The sequence below is a fragment of the Nostoc sp. genome, assembly GCF_036919815.1.
Classification (GTDB): Bacteria; Cyanobacteriota; Cyanobacteriia; order Cyanobacteriales; family Nostocaceae; genus Nostoc.
In genome coordinates this window covers 35,156-53,030 of the sequence record NZ_JBALCE010000111.1, presented here as the reverse complement: position 1 = coordinate 53,030, position 17,875 = coordinate 35,156, and the positions used below count along the sequence as shown (strand labels likewise).

Sequence of the window (17,875 nt, the reverse complement as noted above, 5' to 3'; positions counted from 1 at the left end):
ATACCACGACCAGCACAACCTACACCGGGTTCTGGACCACCAGATTCTACGCAACGAACGTCCCGGAAGCCGGTCAGCATTACTTCATGGAGTTCTATATCTTCAACAGCGCCTCGTTCAGCAGCCAATTGGAGAACGCTTGTTTGAGCTTTGCTGTGCAGCATCAAACGGGTGGAGTCAGCTTTCGGGTCGCAACCAACGATAAGGATGCGTTGACCCATTTCTGCCATAGCTGCTAAGGTGTTTTGGGAGGTGGTAGATTTACCGATACCGCCCTTACCGTAGAAAGCTATCTGTCTAATCTTTTCTTCAGTCATGATTCGTGTTATCCTGCAATTGGTTGGTGGGTTTGTTGGCTCTCACACCTGTTGAGCTACAGCAGTGAGGGTATGTAGAACGGCGCCGGGGGCGATCGCTCTACAGCTAAAATGATCGAAAGCAAGTACATATATTTCCTGGCTAAATTTTTTTTCTTTTGTCCTTAGTCATTAATCATTTATCCTGACTAATGACTAAGAGATTACGCAATTTACAAATACGTCGTAATGTGTTTCAGCTTGAAAGACTAAATAGGACTTGATGTTGCTATTTGTCAACAATCAATGCTTAAGTCCGATTACTTGTTCAAAATAGCGCCCTTCATATTTGTGACGCGCTCTAGTGCAGCTTTGGTGTCTTCTGCTGACTCTCCACGCACAGCCATTGCTTCACCGAGATGCTTGGCGATCGCATCGAAGTGTGGTTGCTGTAGGTTCATTCCCGCGTGGGTTTTGTCCATTGGACGACCGGCGTATTGCTTTGGCCCCTCAAAAATTTGAGATAAGAAAGCAACTAGATGATTACGTTGCTTGTCCATATCTGTACCAGCAAAAATGGGATTGAGGAGGCTGTCTGTGGCAATGCGTTTGTGGAGTTCATCTACTATTTGTTCAATAGCTGGTTGTCCGCCCAGTTTGTCGTACAATGTACTCATATTCTGTTCCTTTGAAGCGAGTTAGATGATGAAAGAAAGCAAGTAGGCACTTAATCTATGAAGCCTATATGCTGTTAGCAGTAATAGTGGTAGGATTGATACCAATTCGTAATTCGTAATTTCGTAATTAAGAGAGTTAGATTTGAATCTGTCACTTTCTTTTGGCGAATTGGTATGAAGCATTGAGTGGAGACAATGATTCAGTTCAAATCCTACTTTCTGTTTCTGGCTGAATGCATATTAGGGCGTATTTGTAGAGTACGTTAAGTCCTACAGCAATTCCTAAACTGCTTCGACTACAAGGCTCTTGCTGACACGATCTTGTAATCTTGCTTCGATCGCAATTTTCAGAGTTGCTGTACTACTAGAACACGAACCGCAAGCACCTTGTAGCACAACTTTCACGCGATCGCCTTCGACATCATAGAGTTCTACGTCTCCCCCGTCAGCGATGAGTACGGGTCTGACTTCTTCATCCAGAACTTTTTGAATTAGAGCAATCTTTTGGACATTGGTTAGCGATCGTTCTTTAGACGTAACAATTTCTGTGGCAACTTTTACGCCGTAATCGTTGAGACCAGGTGAGGCGTATTCCTGTTGAACTGATTTTATTATATCATCGATGTTCGCCAAACAGGAACCGCATCCACCACCAGCTTTCACATAATTTGTTACCTCTTCGGCACCAGTGAGATTATTTTCTAGAACGACGCGGCGAATTTTGGCCTCGCTGATCCCAAAGCAACTGCAAATTAACGCGCCTTCATCATCATCATCATGGGTAGCTAGAGGTATGCCACGATAATTATAGATAGCGGCTTCTAGCGCTTCTTGTCCCATAACAGAGCAGTGCATCTTTGCTTCTGGTAAACCACCCAGGTAATCTGCAATGTCTCTGTTGGACACTTTCAGGGCTTCATCTAAGGTTAAACCTTTGATCATTTCGGTTAATGCACTAGAAGATGCGATCGCACTAGTACAGCCAAAGGTTTGAAAACGAGCATCTAGAATCTTATCAGATTCTACTTCCACTTTCAGGTGCAATCTCAGAGCATCACCGCAAGCAATGCTACCTATTTCTCCCATTGCAAGCTTAACCCCAGGTTCGCCAGATTCTTCAATGGCTCCCTGATTCAGGGGATTGTAAAACAGTTCTAATACTTTATCGGTGTAGTCCCACATAATGAATTTTAGATTTTAGATTTTGGATTTTAGATTGAGGTATGGGGCATTGGGGGGCATCGGGCATTGGTTTTATTCTCAATCCGCTATGCCCTATTCCCTATTCCCTAATTAACGATGAGCCAGTGCTTGCTCTTGTTCTTGCAGCCAACCCGCATTATCATTTTTGAAGGGTGAGAGGGCGCGTAAACGTTCTACAATAGTGGGCATTACCTCTATAACTTGATCGATTTCGGCTTCTGTAGTGTAGCGACAAAGGCTGAAGCGAATGGAACCATGCAAAGTTGTATAGGGTAAGCCCATCGCCCGGAGGACGTGAGAAGGTTCCAGTGAGCCGGAGGTGCAAGCAGAACCAGATGATGCACAGATACCGTATTTATTCAAGGATAGTAAGATGGCTTCACCTTCAATATACTTGAAGCCGATATTGGTGGTGTTGGGCAATCTCTGCGTAACGTCACCGTTAACTACACAATCGGGAATTTTAGCGAGTAAAGTTTGTTCCAGGCGATCGCGCAGCCTGATTTCTCTTTTGGTCGCTTCTTCTAAGTGTAACAGTTCCAGTTGGGCAGCTTTGCCCAAGGCAATAATTGCTGGAACATTCTCTGTTCCCGCCCGACGTCCGCGTTCTTGGTGTCCCCCAATGATGAAGGGACGGAACCGAACCCCGCGCCGGATATATAAAGCACCAATTCCTTTCGGCCCGTGCAGCTTGTGACCAGACAGGGTTAACATATCCACGGTGCTAGTCTTCATATTCAAGGGGATTTTTCCCACTACTTGCACCGCATCTACATGGAAGATAGCGCCATATTCTTTCACCCGTAACCCAATCTGCTCAATCGGGAAAACTGTCCCTGTTTCGTTATTAGCATACATAATTGTCACCAGGGCAGTGTTACCCGTCAAGGAAGCTTCTAGTTCATCTAGATCCAACTGCCCTTGATGATTTACTGATAGATAGGTAACAGTGTAACCTTGGGTTTCTAATTGTTTGCAGACATTGAGTACTGCTGGGTGTTCAACTTGGGTGGTGATGATGTGTCGCTTTTCTGGTTGCGACAACAGTGCGGCTCGAATCGCGGCGTTATCTCCCTCAGTTCCACAACTTGTGTAGACAATTTCTGACTCATCAGCTCCGAGGATGGCTGCAAGTTGTTCTCTTGCTGTTCTCAGTGCTTTACCGACTTGCCCACCAAAGGTATGCATACTGGAGGGATTGCCGTAATAGTCCGTCAGGTAAGGTAGCATTACCTCTATAACTTCTGGGTCTACCTTAGTGGTGGCATTATTATCGAGATAGATGCAGTTGTTTTGCATTGTTGTCTTCAATTAAGAATTACGAATTATTTAACGTAAGCTTCAGACCCCACCGATTGGGGTTGACGCTTTTGCAACTGTTCGGAGTATTTCTGGGAATAGCAGTTAAACCAACGCTCCCAGTAATCTTGTTTATTAGTTAATTTAGCAACTACGTGGTTGTAATTGGTAAACCAGCCTTCCCAATAATTGCTAGGCTGCTTAACGCAACCGTCGCAAGTGGGACAACCAGCTTTACACTGAGGCATAGTATGAATGCTACCAACGCAGTTTGTACAAAGTTCAGAGTCAATCCAGTGTTGTCCTTCAACTATCTTAATTGCACCAGTGGGACATATAGATAGACAGAGATTGCAGGAAATACACTGGCTAGTAATTTTGTAAGCCATGATTATTCTCCTTTTTTGGGAATTGGGCAAACAGGGCATTCGGCATTCGGCATTGAGGATTGGGTTGTAGGGCAGGGCATTAGGGATAATTCTTGTCCCATGCCCCATGCCCTGTTTGGCCGATGCCCTATTCCTTATTCCCTAATTCCTGAACGTATTGCTCGTAAAATTCCAAAGCAACCTTCTCAATCACGTCGTAAGCTTCAACACTCTGTATTCCAGCTTTTTGCAATTTTTCTTGAGGACTGTTACCAATTTTGGAGACTAAAACTGCTTTGCAATCTGCGATCGCTTTCATAATATGCTCAAAAGAAGCTTCCTCGCTGTATCCACCTTGGCAGTATTGGTCAATTTTGCGATGACCGACAAAACGAGCGTCGTTTCCATCCACTTCGTAAATTTGGAATTCTTTCGCATGACCGAAGTGCTGATTAACCACTCCACCGCCCTTGGTTGCTACTGCAACTAGGATTTTGGGACTGTTGGCAAATTTCTTGCCTTCTAGCGCCTTGTCTTTGGCAACTTTAAGTTCTTCTTTAAACTTCTCAATCCCTTGGTGAACTTCTTGACGTTTCTCCATGTCATATTCTGGAGTCATTTCCAAGAATTTCTCTTTGGAAAATTCTTGACTGCGGTCTTCTCCCAACAATCCGACGGCATCGGCACGGCACTGGCGACAGTGACGCATCATTTTCATGTTACCGGAGCAATTGTCTTGAACTTCTTTGAGTTCTTTGGGTGTGGGCCCGCGTTGACCAGTTAAACCAAAGTGTGTGCCATGTTCTGGTGCAGAAATCAATGGCATGATGTTGTGTAAGAATGCACCTTTCTCACGAATGACTCGATTCACTTCGACTAAGTGATGGTCATTAATTCCGGGAATCATCACGGAGTTAACTTTGCACAAGATATCAGCATCTTTCAGGGCTTGCAATCCTTCCATCTGTCTTTCGTGGAGAATTCTTGCGCCTTCAATGCCTCTGTAACGCTTGCGGTTGTAGTGAACCCAAGGATAAATCTTAGCACCGATCTCTGGATCTACCATGTTAATGGTGATCGTAACGTGATCTATATTTAATTGTTTAATGCGATCGATGTAGTCGGGCAGCATTAAACCATTGGTTGATAAACACAGCTTGATATCTGGTGCTTGTGCTGCAATCAACTCAAATGTGCGGAAGGTCTTTTCTGGGTTTGCCAATGGGTCGCCAGGGCCTGCAATTCCCACAACTGTCATTTGAGGAATCTTGCCGCCAATGACCAAAGCTTTGTGTGCAGCTTCTTCTGGTGTTAGCAACTCGCTAACTACTCCAGGACGGCTTTCGTTAGCACAGTCATATTTACGGTTGCAATAGTTGCATTGAATGTTGCAGGCGGGAGCAACTGCAACGTGCAACCGGGCATAGTGGTGATGGGCGTCTTCGCTGTAGCAGGGATGTTTAGCAATGCGTTCTTCGAGCTTTTGATCCCTTTCCACGGTAGCGCTGCTGGGGCTGTCGCAGCCGCAACCACCGGATTTTGCTTGGGTTGTTGTCGATTCCGTAGCAGGGGTGTTGAGGAGTCGTGTAGACGGTGATGTCATTGAGTTTTGCAAAAGGTCGGTGGACTTGGCTGCCACTGTGGGAGATGGTGTTGCTACTCTTATATGCCGAGGAATTGAAGTCGCGTCTTCCACACTGCCTGCAAACCCTTGGGTTTGGGTGACTTGTTATCAAGTAAGGCAGGCAATATATATTTGATGTTCGGCTGGTGTGTGTCAACGTTCGGTTCTTGGGTAGAATTTGTGCTTACAGCCGCGACTTCTATTCACTTTAGGCATGGTGCTATGTCATCCCTCCACTCACTCTCCGCTTTGTTTTGTGTCAGAGCGTTAAGTGATTGGCGATATAAGATTTATAGCAGTTATCTCCCAGCTAGATGTTGCGTCTCTCCAGCATAGAATTTATTGGATTTATTACATTTGTACTCAAGTAATAAAAACCCTAATTCTTCAAGCATTACAAGGATTAAAAATTTATTTTTAGGGTAGGGGTTCTAGTATTTTTTGGTTGGGGTTCTAGTGTTTATAGATAGGGGTTCAGGATTTATTTGTACTCAGTCATAACCCAACTCCAGCAAGGACTTTAACTAACTTAAAACTGGGTTTGGGTTATTTAAATGTGTACTCAGATTGCCCTCATTTTCCGTCAAAAGCAATAAATGCCAAGGGTTTGAGGGTGAAAAACTGGAGTAATCTATATTGTTTTACTCCAGAAAAAAGCGAAATTCAATTCTGTATCTAACATATCATTTTTTTTGGGGTAAAAATGCACTTTATATTTTTTTAATTTTTGCTTTGGGAATTATATTCAATTGTGGTTCTAAGTCTTATCTGGCAACCTATACAGGCTTATAAAAATAGATGTCTTGCTGCACATATTTTTCAAAAAGTTTAACTTTCCAGTTCTTTCTTTTCATTTCCACAATCAGGAGATGGCTAGAAAACTCTCGGATTTTGTGTTTGAGAGAAACAAGAAACTATAATCTAACATGATTCTGCGATCGCAATGAATTTTTTTAATTGCTCATTACAAACCTTAGCGAAAAACCTAACCCCCTAATTCCCTTCCCGACGCGGAAAGCTACGGTGTACACACAAGTCATCGAATTACCCAAAACAAAAGAAAAACCTCACCCTGTCCTGACTTTAATCCCTCTCCTTAGTAAGGAGAGGGACAGGTTTTACACAAGCAAAACCAGGGTGAGGTTTCTTTGGGCTATTCGATAAACCGTAAATTGCGTCAACAGAGACTTGTGTGTACACGGTAGCCTTTTAGGAGAGAGATTTAAAAGCTACAATCAAACCAAGCTAAAAAAATCTTAGTATATGGTAGCCATCCCGCAAGAATTGCCAAAAATGACCGTTGAGGAATATCTCGAATGGGAACCTCAGCAAGACTTTCGCTACGAATATGCCAATGGCGAAGTATTTGCCATGACAGGCGGTACAATTCCCCATAACGACATTGCACTTAACTTGTACACTGCCTTACGCCCCCATTTGCATTCCAGGGGTTGTCGAGTGAATGTGTTAGACGTGAAAATGCAACTCACTCCCCAGAGCCGCTACTATTATCCTGATGTTATTGTCAGTTGTGACCCTCAAGACCTAAATGCCCGCAAATTTATTCAACATCCCAAGCTAATTGTCGAAGTTCTTTCCCCAGGTACAAGCGCTAAAGATCGGGGTGAAAAATTTACTTATTATCTGACAATTCCCAGTTTGCAGGAGTATATCTTGATTGACTCAGAAAAAATCTCCGTCGAGCGTTACTGTCGGGGTGAGGGTAGGATGTGGCTTTACTATCTCTACACGGCTTACGATATCATCACTCTATCGAGCATTGAATTTGAATGTCCGATTGAACTGGTGTATGAAAGTGTTGTATTTACGACAGAAGAATAAACAGAATGTGTTTTCTCACAGAGCGTTGGCGATCGCCCGCCATACCTTTCTCCTGTCGGAGACGCTACGCGAACGGGAAGCAAGCTACGCGTAGCGTCTGGTAGAGAAGGCATCGCTATCAAGCAACTGCATAGCCAGTGTAGGGTCTTAACTCCGGTGGACGAAACCCAAGTACGATATGTTCTTTAGGAATTCCAGCCCGTTCTAAATCGGCGGCAATGCCTTCTTCAGTGCCATCCCGTTGAATCCAGATTTTGCCATCAATCAGGTCAATATGAACCAGACAGCCATGAATGCGGCGATCGCTATCCCAACCTAGATCCATCCACAAATAGCGATCGCGCCTTCGATCAAACACCACTTCCGATTGAATATCCGCATAGGAATAAATCAGTGAAGCATATTCACTAAGGATAGTTTCAATCACCTGGCGATAGTGGTCTAAGTGGGTGTGATCCATTGTTTGATGACCTCCTGTTTTGGATCAAAGGTAATCAGCTTTAAACGGCGATTTTTCAGCAACAGTTTGCCAATCGGTTCTTCAAACAAATCATCAAAAACTCTGTTAGGTACCGCAAGATACAACATTCGCTCTGGCTCCAGCTCAGTCAATATATCCTGATATAAAATATACTGACCTAATGCTTTTTCTAAATCATCAACATCTGATCTTCCCATAAAACTTTTAATCTCAACTGCGATCTTGTATTCTGCTTTTTGTGCCGCGAACAATTGTCTAGCACCTAAATCAACATACAAGTCTTTTTTACCAAACTTAAGAGTCAGTGGGTCATGAGTAATTGTCCATTTGTCTTTAATCAAAGCATTTTTGACATTGTTGTGATAGATGTCTCTAGCTGGCATACAGGTGCAGTTTTAGACTGATATTTTTATTTTAGTAAGTCCCATGCGTCACCGATAGCGAGTCTTCTCCCAACGCCAAGGAGCGTCTCCAAGAGTTGGGGAGACGCTCTTTGGCGTTGAACGAGCGTCACAGCCCGTCGTAGACATCGCTACACTGTAGTCATAAGCTGTCTGAGTTCATTCAGCAAAACAGGGTAGCAGGAGGAATGCGATGAAAGCAGTGGTTATCCGTCGGTATGGCGCGGCTGAGGTGTTGCAGTATGAAGACGTGGAACAGCCGAAAATTGAGCCAATGCAGTTACTTGTGAAAGTTCGTGCCAGTAGCGTTAATCCCATTGATTGGAAAATTCGCCAAGGCATGTTGAGTTTGATTACCGGCAGCAAATTCCCGAAGATTTTGGGGTTTGATGTGGCCGGAGAAGTCGTGGCGGTTGGCTCTGGTGTCACACGTTTTAAACCAGGAGATGCTATTTATGGCAGTACTAGCTTTCCTGGAGGAGGTTACGCGGAATTTGCAGCCGTTCCAGAAAATTTGGTGGCTCTCAAACCAACGAACCTTTCTGATGAAGAAGCTGCGGCTGTGCCTTTAGCAGCACTTACGGCTTTGCAAGCACTGCGAGATCAAGGGAATATTCAAACAGGACAAACTGTTTTGATTAATGGGGCTGCGGGCGGTGTGGGGATTTTTGCAGTGCAAATTGCTAAGGCTTTAGGGGCAGTGGTGACGGGAGTTAGCAGTACTAAAAACTTGGATTTGGTGAAATCTCTTTTAGCAGACCGCGTGATTGATTATACGCAGCAAGATTTCACCGAAGATACAGCGCAGTATGACATTATCTTTGATGCAGTGGGTAAGCGATCGCTCTCTCAAACCAAAAGAGTCCTCAAACCCAACGGAGTTTATATCACGACGTTACCTAGCCCGGAAGTCTTGTTAGAGAGCGTCTTAACAGCGTTCCTTCCCGGTCAAAAAGCGAAATTTATCCTGCAAAAACCCAACACTCAAGATTTAATTTATGTCAAAGAATTGATTGAAGCGGGTAAAATTCGTGTGGTGATTGATCGCACATATCCCTTACAAGAACTCGCGGCGGCTCATAGTTATAGCGAAACTGGGCGTGCAGTGGGGAAAATTGCGATCGCGCAGCCGGTCGTAGACATCGCGGTTTCCAATTGATTGCTAGTCCCAACAATCGCCTGGTAATGAATTTCCAGGCGGGATATAGGGTTAAGTGCGATCGTGTAAGATGTTTCTACAATAACTCTGAAAGTCGAAGACATTACTCAAGCTAGTGTATATACTCGTAATCAAACTCTCAACAGAAGCGAGTATTATGCTGGACTGGTTAGCTATTTGGGGTGTAACTCAGGCCGCCGGGTTTATTTTTAAACCCATTCTGGAAGACTTAGCCAAGGATGCTGCTAAAGATTGGGCTAAAGATTTATTAAAAGGCATCCCTGGCAAGATTGTCCAGAAACTTAAGCCAGAAGACATAGAAATTGCTGCTGGTAAAGCGTTAAAGGAATTCTTGCAACTCATGCAGCAGCAGTTAAAGGTTCGTTGCAAACTTGCTGAAAGTGAGATCAAAGAGTACACCCAAGACATCCAGAAATTTATCAGCGATAAGTTGGTTACAGAAATTCTTGGTAAGGCTTTTGATATTAATTGTGAATCTCTAGATGCTAAAACCCTAGAAGATAGTTGGAACAGGCTGCAATTAAAAGCTCTGCCATCTAAGTTTAACTGGCAATCAATTACAGAACAGTATTTTACACAAGTCCAAGAACTTCTTTTAGATTCAAAAGAATTACACCATATCCTAGAATTACAAAAGTTATCTGATATTGAAACAAATACAAAAGAAATTGCTGGTGTTATTGTAGATTTTAATTTAGTTAAATATCAAGAAGGAATCCGTGAACGCTATGGCAATCTGAAGTTAGATAGCTTAGATACTAGCGGCTATGCCTATAACGAACTTAAATTATGGCGGATTTTTATTGCTCAAAATGTCCGGGAAGATCATCAAGTTTTAGCACAAGTTCACGAACTGCCTAAAGAACATCTGAGACGGCTGCGAGGAAGTGGACAAGTAGAAGTAGAAGCAGAAGTTGAATTAGAAGAATTAAAACGCCACAAACGGGTTGATTTTGAACAGCCGATACTTTCAGTCTTAGATGTTGTCAATAAAAAGCAAGATTATAAATATCTTGTGATTTTGGGTGATCCTGGTTCTGGTAAGTCTACATTGTTGCAATTTCTGGCTTTGAATTGGGCTGAGTCACCACTTGATAATGTTATATCATTACCAATTCCGTTGCTAATTGAATTACGCACTTATATGCGGCGACGGGAAGATAAAGAGTGCAATAATTTTCTAGAATTCTTTCATAACTGTAGTGGTGCAATTCATCATCTAAATCAGCTTGAACTAGATAAAAAGTTAAAAGCTGGTAATGCCTTAGTGATGTTTGATGGTTTGGATGAGGTATTTGACCCTGGTAAGCGAGAGGATGTAATTACTGATATTCATCGCTTTACTAATGAATATCCTGATGTGCAGGTAATTGTCACTTCTCGGATTATTGGCTATAAACCGCAACGATTGCTTAATGCTGGGTTTCGCCACTTCACATTACAAGATTTAGACTCAGAACAAATTCAGGATTTTATCAACCGTTGGCATGAGTTAACTTTTACCGATGCAGTTGATAAAGCGAGAAATTGGAAAGAACATCTAGATACCCTTCCCACGCTTAAAAAACTTGCTTTTAATTCTGAGGATATAGTGCAATATGTTGCGGTGGTAACATTAGCACGGAATTTTAAAGATGATCCTAACACTCTGTCTTGGTTAAAGAATGACGCTATGAAGCATGAAGGTGAGATAAATATACAAGCAGCAGTAGAAGCAGTAGCGCGGTATTTTAAAGAAGATCCTGAAACGCTACTTTGGTTAATAACTACAGCTTCTAAGGATGAATATGATTATACACGATACCAAGCAGTGGAAGCATTAGCACGGCATTTTAAAAAAGACTCTGTTACTTTACCATTTCTCAAACAATGCGCTCAAAATGATGATTGCTGGACTGTACGATGTCAAGCTTTAGAAGAATTAGTAAAGGGATGGAAGGATCAATCTAGTATGTTTGAATTTTTCCATGATATTACGCTCAACGACCCCTTTCAACGTACTAAAGATGAATATATTGAAACAAACCCGCGTCAAACAGCACTAGAGATAATTATCAAGCAATATCCTCAGCATCACCAGACTTTACCACTGTTGCGCGATCGCGCCAAAAATGACCTAGATGAGCAAGTGCGGGAGTATGCTCAGAAGAAGTTGGCACAATTAAGCAATAATTGACGAGAATATTCCTGTAGAGACGGCGATTTATCGCGTCTAACGTGCCAGTCTTTCAGACGCGATAAATCGCGTCTCTACATGAGGGCTTTCTGCTTATGCCATGTAAATCAGTAAAATTAAATAAAAATAGGTAATCTCATGACTACATCTGTAAATACCACCAAAGTTTACGACGAAATTATAGAGTTTATTGCTACTGGAACCACTCCCCAAAGTGTTATAGATTTCAAACTCTCGGATGCAGCTAAAGACCGTTTAGAGGAACTGGTTTATCGAGCAAAAACTGAAGGTCTTAATGGAAGTGACCAGCGAGAGTTAGATCATTTCCTCACGCTAGAGCATATTATGACTTTGGCAAAAGCAAAAGCTTATCAGTACATTAACCCTAAGTAAGTATTCAAAATGTCTCGTCCATATATTAATGTAGAATTGCGACGTTTAGTTGCATCTCGCGCCGAGCATATTTGCGAGTACTGTCTCGTCTCCGAAGTAGATAGATCATCAGGTTGTCAAGTTGACCATATCATCAGCGTTAAACACGGTGGCGCTACAACAGCAGACAATCTCTGCTATGCCTGTATCTTCTGTAACCTGCAAAAAGGGACGGATTTGGGGTCAATTAATTGGCAAACTGGCGAACTTGTGCGGTTTTTTAACCCACGCAGAGACTTTTGGGGTGAGCATTTTCGGCTAGATGAGGCTGTAATTCAACATCTTACAGATATTGGAGAAGTGACAGCACGCATTCTAGATTTTAACGGTGATGAAAGCCTTCTAGAGCGACAAGCTTTAATCGCATCTGGTCAATATCCCTCAGCATCGGCGCTAAAACAGATAAATAAATAGGTTATGATGTGCGATCGCGCTGACAAATGGGAACTCTATACTTAGCAACGATTGCTACTTCACCGTTAGAACTACCAAGGTAAAGACATAATGGCCTATCAAAATATCGCCGCCGCCCTTTCGCCACAAGATATCCAAGAAATTAAAGCCGCGCTACAGACAGTCCAAAAAAAGCTGCCCTTTCTGATTACTCTCAGCACACAAGAACGGCGCAAGTTAGTAAAAATGGGCGATAAAAGCCTAGCTTTTGTAAACAATAGCGTCACTGCTGCTCAGTCTAACCGCGAAATTCTTCCAGCCACTTTTGACGTTGCAGAACTGGTTCGGGATTATCAGTTAGCCACTGCGCTCACTGAACTTTTAATCTCAATGCAGCAACTCACCGAACAGGTAGATGATACCCTAATGGCAGTCGGTAGTGAAGCTATGACTAGCAGTTTGACAGTTTATGATTACGTGAAGACTGCATCAAAAAAGACTCCAGGCTTAAAAACTGTCGCTGAACAGTTGGGCGAACGTTTTAAGGCTATTGGTAGAGGCAAATCTGCTAAAATTTCTGTCTCTTGATAATTTAATACTTGTCGACGAGTCTCATATCATTTTAAAAAATCTTTGCAATATACCGCTTCTCGTTGTATGCAATACACTTTGACCTCTCTCCAAATCTCTCTCCTAAAAGGAGAGAGGCTTTGAATCTTGCTCCCCTTCCCTTGTAGGGAAGGGGTTGGGGGTTAGGTCTTTATTGGAGTCAACTCAGAAGCGCTATAAATAAATTGGCTGTAGGGGCGTACAAATGTATACCCCTACTTTGTTTATCCACCTCAGAACTCCGTCAACGAGTCTTTGAACTGGATGAATCCACCTCAGAACTCCGTCAACGAGTCTTTGAACTGGATGAATCCACCTTAGAACTCCGTTAACGAGTCTTTGAACTGGATGAATCCACCTTAGAACTCCGTTAACGAGTCTTTGAACTGGATGAATCCACCTTAGAACTCCGTCAACGAGTCTTTGAACTGGATGAATCCACCTCAGAACTCCGTTAATGAGTCTTTGAACTGGATGAATCCACCTCAGAACTCCGTCAACGAGTCTTTGAACTGGATGAATCCACCTCAGAACTCCGTCAACGAGTCTTTAGACCTCTTGCAAAAGTCCCCTAACACCCCACCCTCAGCCCCTCCCCGCTTGCGGGGAGGGGAGACTTTGACGTAAGTCAAAGGCGGGGTGGGGTTCTTTCTTTGATTTATGCAAGAAGTCTTTTGAACTGGATGAATCAATCTCGAAAATTAAAATGCTCAGTTTTCGCGTAGAGGCGTTCGCGGAGCGTCTCGTAGAGAAGCGGCTTGCCGTTAGCCTCTCGTAGAGAAGGCATCGCAACTTCCACACATCTATATAATAAGATATTCACTATGAGCTATAACTATATTTGCAAACGTATGCATACATACAGACAACAAATCCTAAAAGAAAATAAAGAAAGCTGTTATTCCCCTAACCAAATAATAAGATAGTAATAGTAGTAGGATATACAAAAAATTGAGTTTTATTCTCATATAACTCATATTTGAGTGCATCTGAGTACAGCTTAATATATTGCAAAATATCTTGACTAAATGTTTGCAAAAGCTTACAGATAAAGTTTCTTGTAGCGAGTACAGAAATTCTTAAACCCTGACCCAAAAATACTAGTACCCCCATGATTAAATACTAGCACCCCTACCCCAAGACGAATTTTAAGTTTATCTTGAGTCGGGGTTTTGGCGTTTGAGTACAACCTTAATCAATCCAATAAATCCAATCAACATTGGGTTTCCTGTCTAGTTGGAAGTCGCCTGATATAAGCATAAAAATAGCATATAGCTCTTTCAACCAGATAGACATTACCGATGCAACAGTCTTTAGACAGTATGAGCGATGTCTGCGACGGGCTGCGCCTACGCCAGACTACCAAAACGCAGGATTCTGCACATACATCCATGCTGAAAAATCTACTCTCTGGCGTTTTTTTTGAGCCATTATTGAGTGATTTTCGGATTATTTTTGAGCGCGATCCAGCAGCACGTAATTGGCTAGAAGTGGTGTTTTGCTACCCAGGATTGCACGCACTATGTTTGCATCGTCTGGCTCACTGGTTACATTGTCGAGGTGTGGGTTTTATCCCTCGCTTAATTTCTCATTTGGGGCGATTTTTCACCGGAATTGAAATTCACCCAGGCGCAGAGATTGGTCAGGGCGTATTTATCGACCACGGAATGGGTGTTGTGATTGGCGAAACTGCGATCGTCGGTGATTACACATTAATTTATCAGGGTGTCACCCTTGGCGGAACTGGTAAAGAAAGCGGTAAGCGTCATCCGACAGTGGGCAAAAATGCAGTGATCGGGGCGGGTGCGAAAGTTTTAGGTAATTTAGAAATTGGCGATCGCGTCCGTATTGGTGCAGGTTCGGTTGTTTTGCAAAATGTACCTAGCGATCGCACAGTTGTCGGAGTTCCCGGCCGAATTATTTCTCGGAATGAAAGCGCCAGCCTTTCTCCTTTAAAACATGGAAAGCTACCCGATATGGAAGCAACCGTAATTCGTTCTTTGCTCTCGCGCATTGAACAACTTGAAAAACAACTGCAAACTTTAGAAGTCAAGAGTCATTTGCAAATGACAACTGACATAGACGCGCCAGCGGCTTCCCGCAGGGTAGGACAAAGGACAAATGACAAATAACACTTTAGGCGATCAAGTTTTGCAGATTCCTTTGAGCGATCGCTGGCGAATCTATCACCGTTTGCAAGAGTTAAAAATTAAGAGTTCTTGTCCCCCTGATGGTTCTTTACGAGTGCAAGTGAACAATTTGTTAGAAGTAATTCTAATTCGCAGTACACTTATGCAACTTCTTGCTTCTCGTCACGAATTATTAGAGTGGCTAGAGCGTTGCTGGCATTACAGTGATCGGTAGAGACGCGATTAATCGCGTCTGTTCAAGACAACATTAATCTTGAAGTCATGACGAAATCACTGCATTTCATCCGTTTTGTTCATAGATGCACAAATCTCGAATAGGTTTAGAAGTTGAAGCTACTGTCCCTTAGCAGATTTTGTTGCAGACTGAGAGAGATTAACCGAGTTTTAGATTTTGTTTAGTCTACTAAATCTGAAGTTTTCCTGACATATAGCAACAATTAAGAAGGCGAAATTACCAAATAAAATTGGAGTTTCTGATTTTTAATTATTTTCCAAATTAAGAAGTTTAAAGTTCAATTATGGCGACTCGTAACAGAAATATAAAACTCCTCAATTTTTTGCACAATGAACTTGAACTTTCAAATGCTGATATTGCTGTAGCTCTCCGACACCGAGAATTAGAAAATGGTCCACTACCGATGCTCCTCTGGCAATATGGTTTAGTTGATTTGGAGCAGCTAGGAAAGATTTTTGATTGGCTAGCAGAACAAAGTTAGCTAATTTTTACCCATTAGCTTTGAGTCCCATTACTGCCTAAATTACACCCCAATGCTCTAGAAAATCTGAGGTTTCTAAGATGATTACATCCTTAATTGCTGGATTCTGTGTATTACTTTGTTCAGGATTTGCTAATAGTTATATTAGTTCATTGCTACTCGAACAAATTTCAACTGACATCGGTAAAAGCGATTAAAAAAATATACATGGTTTTAGTTCCCTGCCATACAGATGTGATGCTAATAATCGGGCAATAATTAAGGATCATGTATCCTACATTATGAATTGTGATATTTTTAGCATTTACCATCACTAGGGATTGTAGAGAGAACGGATATTAAGAATACTTCCAGAAGAGGGATATTTGCAATGAATCAAATCATAATTAATGACACTACATTACGTGATGGCGAACAAGCAGCAGGTGTTGCTTTTACCCTAGAAGAAAAAGTAGCGATCGCTAAGTTTCTCGATGCCATTGGTATTCCCGAATTAGAAGTTGGTATACCGGCAATGGGTGACGAAGAAATACGTGCGATCGCCGCAATTTCTGACTTGGGTTTACAAGCAAAACTCCTGGGCTGGAACCGCGCCGTCATCTCAGATATTAAGGCTTCTATCGCTTGCGGTCTGAACCGGGTGCATATTGCGATTCCCGTCTCTGGTATCCAAATTGCCACTAAATTTCATGGTCAGTGGCGAGTAAGTTTACAAAAACTTAAAGACTCAATCAACTTTGCCCTCGATCAAGGTCTTTGGGTAGCAGTTGGCGGAGAAGATTCTTCTAGGGCGGATGAAAACTTCCTCTTAGATGTAGCGCTTTATGCCCAAGAATGGGGTGCATCCCGCTTCCGCTTCTGCGATACCGTAGGAGTTCTCGACCCCTTCACCACCTATACAAAAGTCCAAAGGCTGGTTTCAGCGTTGACGATTCCCCTAGAAATCCACACGCATAATGATTTTGGTATGGCAACTGCCAATGCCCTTGCGGGTATCAAAGCCGGAGCCTCATCAGTGAATACCACAGTCAACGGATTGGGTGAAAGGGCGGGAAATGCAGCTTTAGAAGAAGTTGTCATGGCGATCAAACGCATCTACGGCGTTGATTTGGGCATCAACACTCCCAGTTTGCTGGAACTGTCTCAACTAGTTGCAGCCGCATCAGGTGCTAGTGTACCACCCTGGAAAGCGATCGTGGGCGAAAATACCTTTGCTCACGAATCTGGCATCCATGCTCACGGAGTACTGCAAAACCCCATTACCTACGAACCATTTGCTCCTGAAGAGGTGGGTTGGGAACGGCGTTTAGTATTAGGTAAACATTCTGGACGGCATTTGGTTTCAAACTTGCTAGAGCAGCATGGAATTTTCTTGAACCCCCAAGAAACCCAGTCTGTTTTAGATGCAGTGCGCCATAAATCGGTACAGAAAAAACGCAGTTTGACGACAGAAGAACTATTAAATTTGGTCAGAGAACAGAGGTATTCTCATGCAACGTGATGAATTAGAACTAAACTTGCCACCTGCTTTTGAAATTGGTGAAAAAGTAAGAGTTCGTAAACTGCTCAAAAACGATGGTACTTTTCCTGGTAAGGAAGTCGGCCAAGTTTTAGTAAACAAGGGAGATATCGGCTACATATCGAGTATAGGCACATATTTGCAGAGTTCCTATATCTATGCTGTGCATTTCTTAGAAACAGGGTTCGTCGTCGGCTGTATGAAAAAAGAACTAGAATCTGTTGAGGAATCTCATGAAAGTAATGCTACGCATGAATGACGCCGGCACTTTAGTAGTTTACGTTGCTAAAAAAGACCTGGAAGAAGAAGTCGTCAAACAAACCGATGGAAATGATGGTAAGATTCTCACCCTAGCAAATGGTTGGGAATTGGAATTTAGTGAATTGCCAGATGCAGCCAATTTACCCAAAACTGTAGAAGCTAAACGCCTCGCTTAAAAGTGCTGTAGTAGTGATGAGTTAGGAGTGATGAGTTATGATATATGATTTTTAACTCCTAACTCCTAACCC

Annotated in this window: 20 protein-coding genes; 12 read left to right on the top strand and 8 right to left on the bottom strand. The window is 42.7% G+C overall.

Annotation, left to right across the window (positions count from 1 at the left end):
- The 6 genes from V7K15_RS25490 to nifB all read right to left on the bottom strand — a co-directional run.
- The coding region (locus V7K15_RS25490) for an AAA family ATPase (protein WP_334910055.1) at window positions 1-317 on the bottom strand (317 nt) is incomplete at its 3' end.
- Between the two features lie 299 nt (window positions 318-616).
- Window positions 617-973, bottom strand: a complete 357-nt coding sequence (locus tag V7K15_RS25485; protein ID WP_334910053.1) for a globin domain-containing protein — start codon at window positions 971-973, stop codon at window positions 617-619.
- Between the two features lie 282 nt (window positions 974-1,255).
- Entirely contained in the window at window positions 1,256-2,155 is a 900-nt protein-coding gene (gene nifU / locus V7K15_RS25480; protein WP_334910051.1) for a Fe-S cluster assembly protein NifU, read from the bottom strand.
- A 111-nt stretch (window positions 2,156-2,266) separates the two neighbouring features.
- On the bottom strand, window positions 2,267-3,475 hold the full coding sequence (nifS, locus tag V7K15_RS25475) for a cysteine desulfurase NifS (protein ID WP_334910049.1): 1,209 nt from the start codon (window positions 3,473-3,475) through the stop codon (window positions 2,267-2,269).
- A 26-nt stretch (window positions 3,476-3,501) separates the two neighbouring features.
- On the bottom strand, window positions 3,502-3,864 hold the full coding sequence (locus V7K15_RS25470) for a DUF362 domain-containing protein (protein ID WP_334910047.1): 363 nt from the start codon (window positions 3,862-3,864) through the stop codon (window positions 3,502-3,504).
- Between the two features lie 127 nt (window positions 3,865-3,991).
- Window positions 3,992-5,446 carry a nitrogenase cofactor biosynthesis protein NifB gene (gene nifB / locus V7K15_RS25465; protein WP_334910059.1) on the bottom strand — a complete coding sequence of 485 codons (1,455 nt, stop codon included), beginning with the start codon at window positions 5,444-5,446 and terminating at the stop codon, window positions 3,992-3,994.
- Window positions 5,447-6,730: 1,284 nt separating this feature from the next.
- Between nifB and V7K15_RS25460 the strand changes: the two genes are divergently transcribed.
- The gene (locus V7K15_RS25460) at window positions 6,731-7,309 is read left to right on the top strand and encodes a Uma2 family endonuclease (protein WP_334910045.1); all 579 of its coding nucleotides are present in this window, start codon (window positions 6,731-6,733) and stop codon (window positions 7,307-7,309) included.
- 118 nt (window positions 7,310-7,427) lie between these two features.
- Here V7K15_RS25460 and V7K15_RS25455 read toward each other — a convergent pair whose 3' ends face one another.
- Together V7K15_RS25455 and V7K15_RS25450 are read right to left on the bottom strand one after the other, a co-directional pair.
- Window positions 7,428-7,769: a XisI protein gene (locus tag V7K15_RS25455; protein WP_334910043.1), complete on the bottom strand. Its 342-nt coding sequence runs from the start codon at window positions 7,767-7,769 to the stop codon at window positions 7,428-7,430.
- A complete protein-coding gene (locus V7K15_RS25450) occupies window positions 7,751-8,173 on the bottom strand; it encodes an element excision factor XisH family protein (RefSeq protein WP_334910041.1) in 423 nt (140 codons plus the stop codon). Before V7K15_RS25450 ends, V7K15_RS25455 begins: the two co-directional genes overlap by 19 nt.
- Before the next feature lie 211 nt (window positions 8,174-8,384).
- On the opposite strand from V7K15_RS25450, the gene V7K15_RS25445 reads away from it, so the two are divergent.
- The 11 genes from V7K15_RS25445 (at window position 8,385) to nifT (ending at window position 17,803) form a co-directional block, all read left to right on the top strand.
- The gene (locus V7K15_RS25445; RefSeq protein ID WP_334910039.1) at window positions 8,385-9,350 is read left to right on the top strand and encodes an NAD(P)-dependent alcohol dehydrogenase; all 966 of its coding nucleotides are present in this window, start codon (window positions 8,385-8,387) and stop codon (window positions 9,348-9,350) included.
- A gap of 157 nt (window positions 9,351-9,507) precedes the next feature.
- Window positions 9,508-11,547, top strand: coding sequence for a HEAT repeat domain-containing protein (locus tag V7K15_RS25440; RefSeq protein WP_334910037.1), 2,040 nt, complete (start codon window positions 9,508-9,510; stop codon window positions 11,545-11,547).
- Between the two features lie 138 nt (window positions 11,548-11,685).
- A complete protein-coding gene (locus tag V7K15_RS25435; protein WP_334910035.1) occupies window positions 11,686-11,940 on the top strand; it encodes a hypothetical protein in 255 nt (84 codons plus the stop codon).
- A gap of 9 nt (window positions 11,941-11,949) precedes the next feature.
- Entirely contained in the window at window positions 11,950-12,393 is a 444-nt protein-coding gene (locus tag V7K15_RS25430) for an HNH endonuclease (RefSeq protein WP_334910033.1), read from the top strand.
- A 90-nt stretch (window positions 12,394-12,483) separates the two neighbouring features.
- Window positions 12,484-12,960, top strand: a complete 477-nt coding sequence (locus V7K15_RS25425) for a hypothetical protein (RefSeq protein WP_334910031.1) — start codon at window positions 12,484-12,486, stop codon at window positions 12,958-12,960.
- Between the two features lie 1,322 nt (window positions 12,961-14,282).
- A complete protein-coding gene (gene cysE / locus V7K15_RS25420; protein WP_334910029.1) occupies window positions 14,283-15,113 on the top strand; it encodes a serine O-acetyltransferase in 831 nt (276 codons plus the stop codon).
- On the top strand, window positions 15,103-15,345 hold the full coding sequence (locus tag V7K15_RS25415) for an Asr1405/Asl0597 family protein (protein ID WP_334910027.1): 243 nt from the start codon (window positions 15,103-15,105) through the stop codon (window positions 15,343-15,345). Before cysE ends, V7K15_RS25415 begins: the two co-directional genes overlap by 11 nt.
- A 304-nt stretch (window positions 15,346-15,649) precedes the next feature.
- Window positions 15,650-15,847 carry a DUF2949 domain-containing protein gene (locus tag V7K15_RS25410; protein ID WP_292795422.1) on the top strand — a complete coding sequence of 66 codons (198 nt, stop codon included), beginning with the start codon at window positions 15,650-15,652 and terminating at the stop codon, window positions 15,845-15,847.
- A 370-nt stretch (window positions 15,848-16,217) separates the two neighbouring features.
- A complete protein-coding gene (gene nifV / locus V7K15_RS25405) occupies window positions 16,218-17,348 on the top strand; it encodes a homocitrate synthase (RefSeq protein WP_334910025.1) in 1,131 nt (376 codons plus the stop codon).
- Window positions 17,338-17,625 carry a nitrogen fixation protein NifZ gene (locus tag V7K15_RS25400; protein ID WP_334910023.1) on the top strand — a complete coding sequence of 96 codons (288 nt, stop codon included), beginning with the start codon at window positions 17,338-17,340 and terminating at the stop codon, window positions 17,623-17,625. The genes nifV and V7K15_RS25400 overlap by 11 nt, the downstream gene beginning before the upstream one ends.
- Window positions 17,600-17,803, top strand: coding sequence for a putative nitrogen fixation protein NifT (nifT, locus tag V7K15_RS25395; protein ID WP_196516559.1), 204 nt, complete (start codon window positions 17,600-17,602; stop codon window positions 17,801-17,803). Before V7K15_RS25400 ends, nifT begins: the two co-directional genes overlap by 26 nt.
- Window positions 17,804-17,875 lie beyond the last annotated feature (72 nt).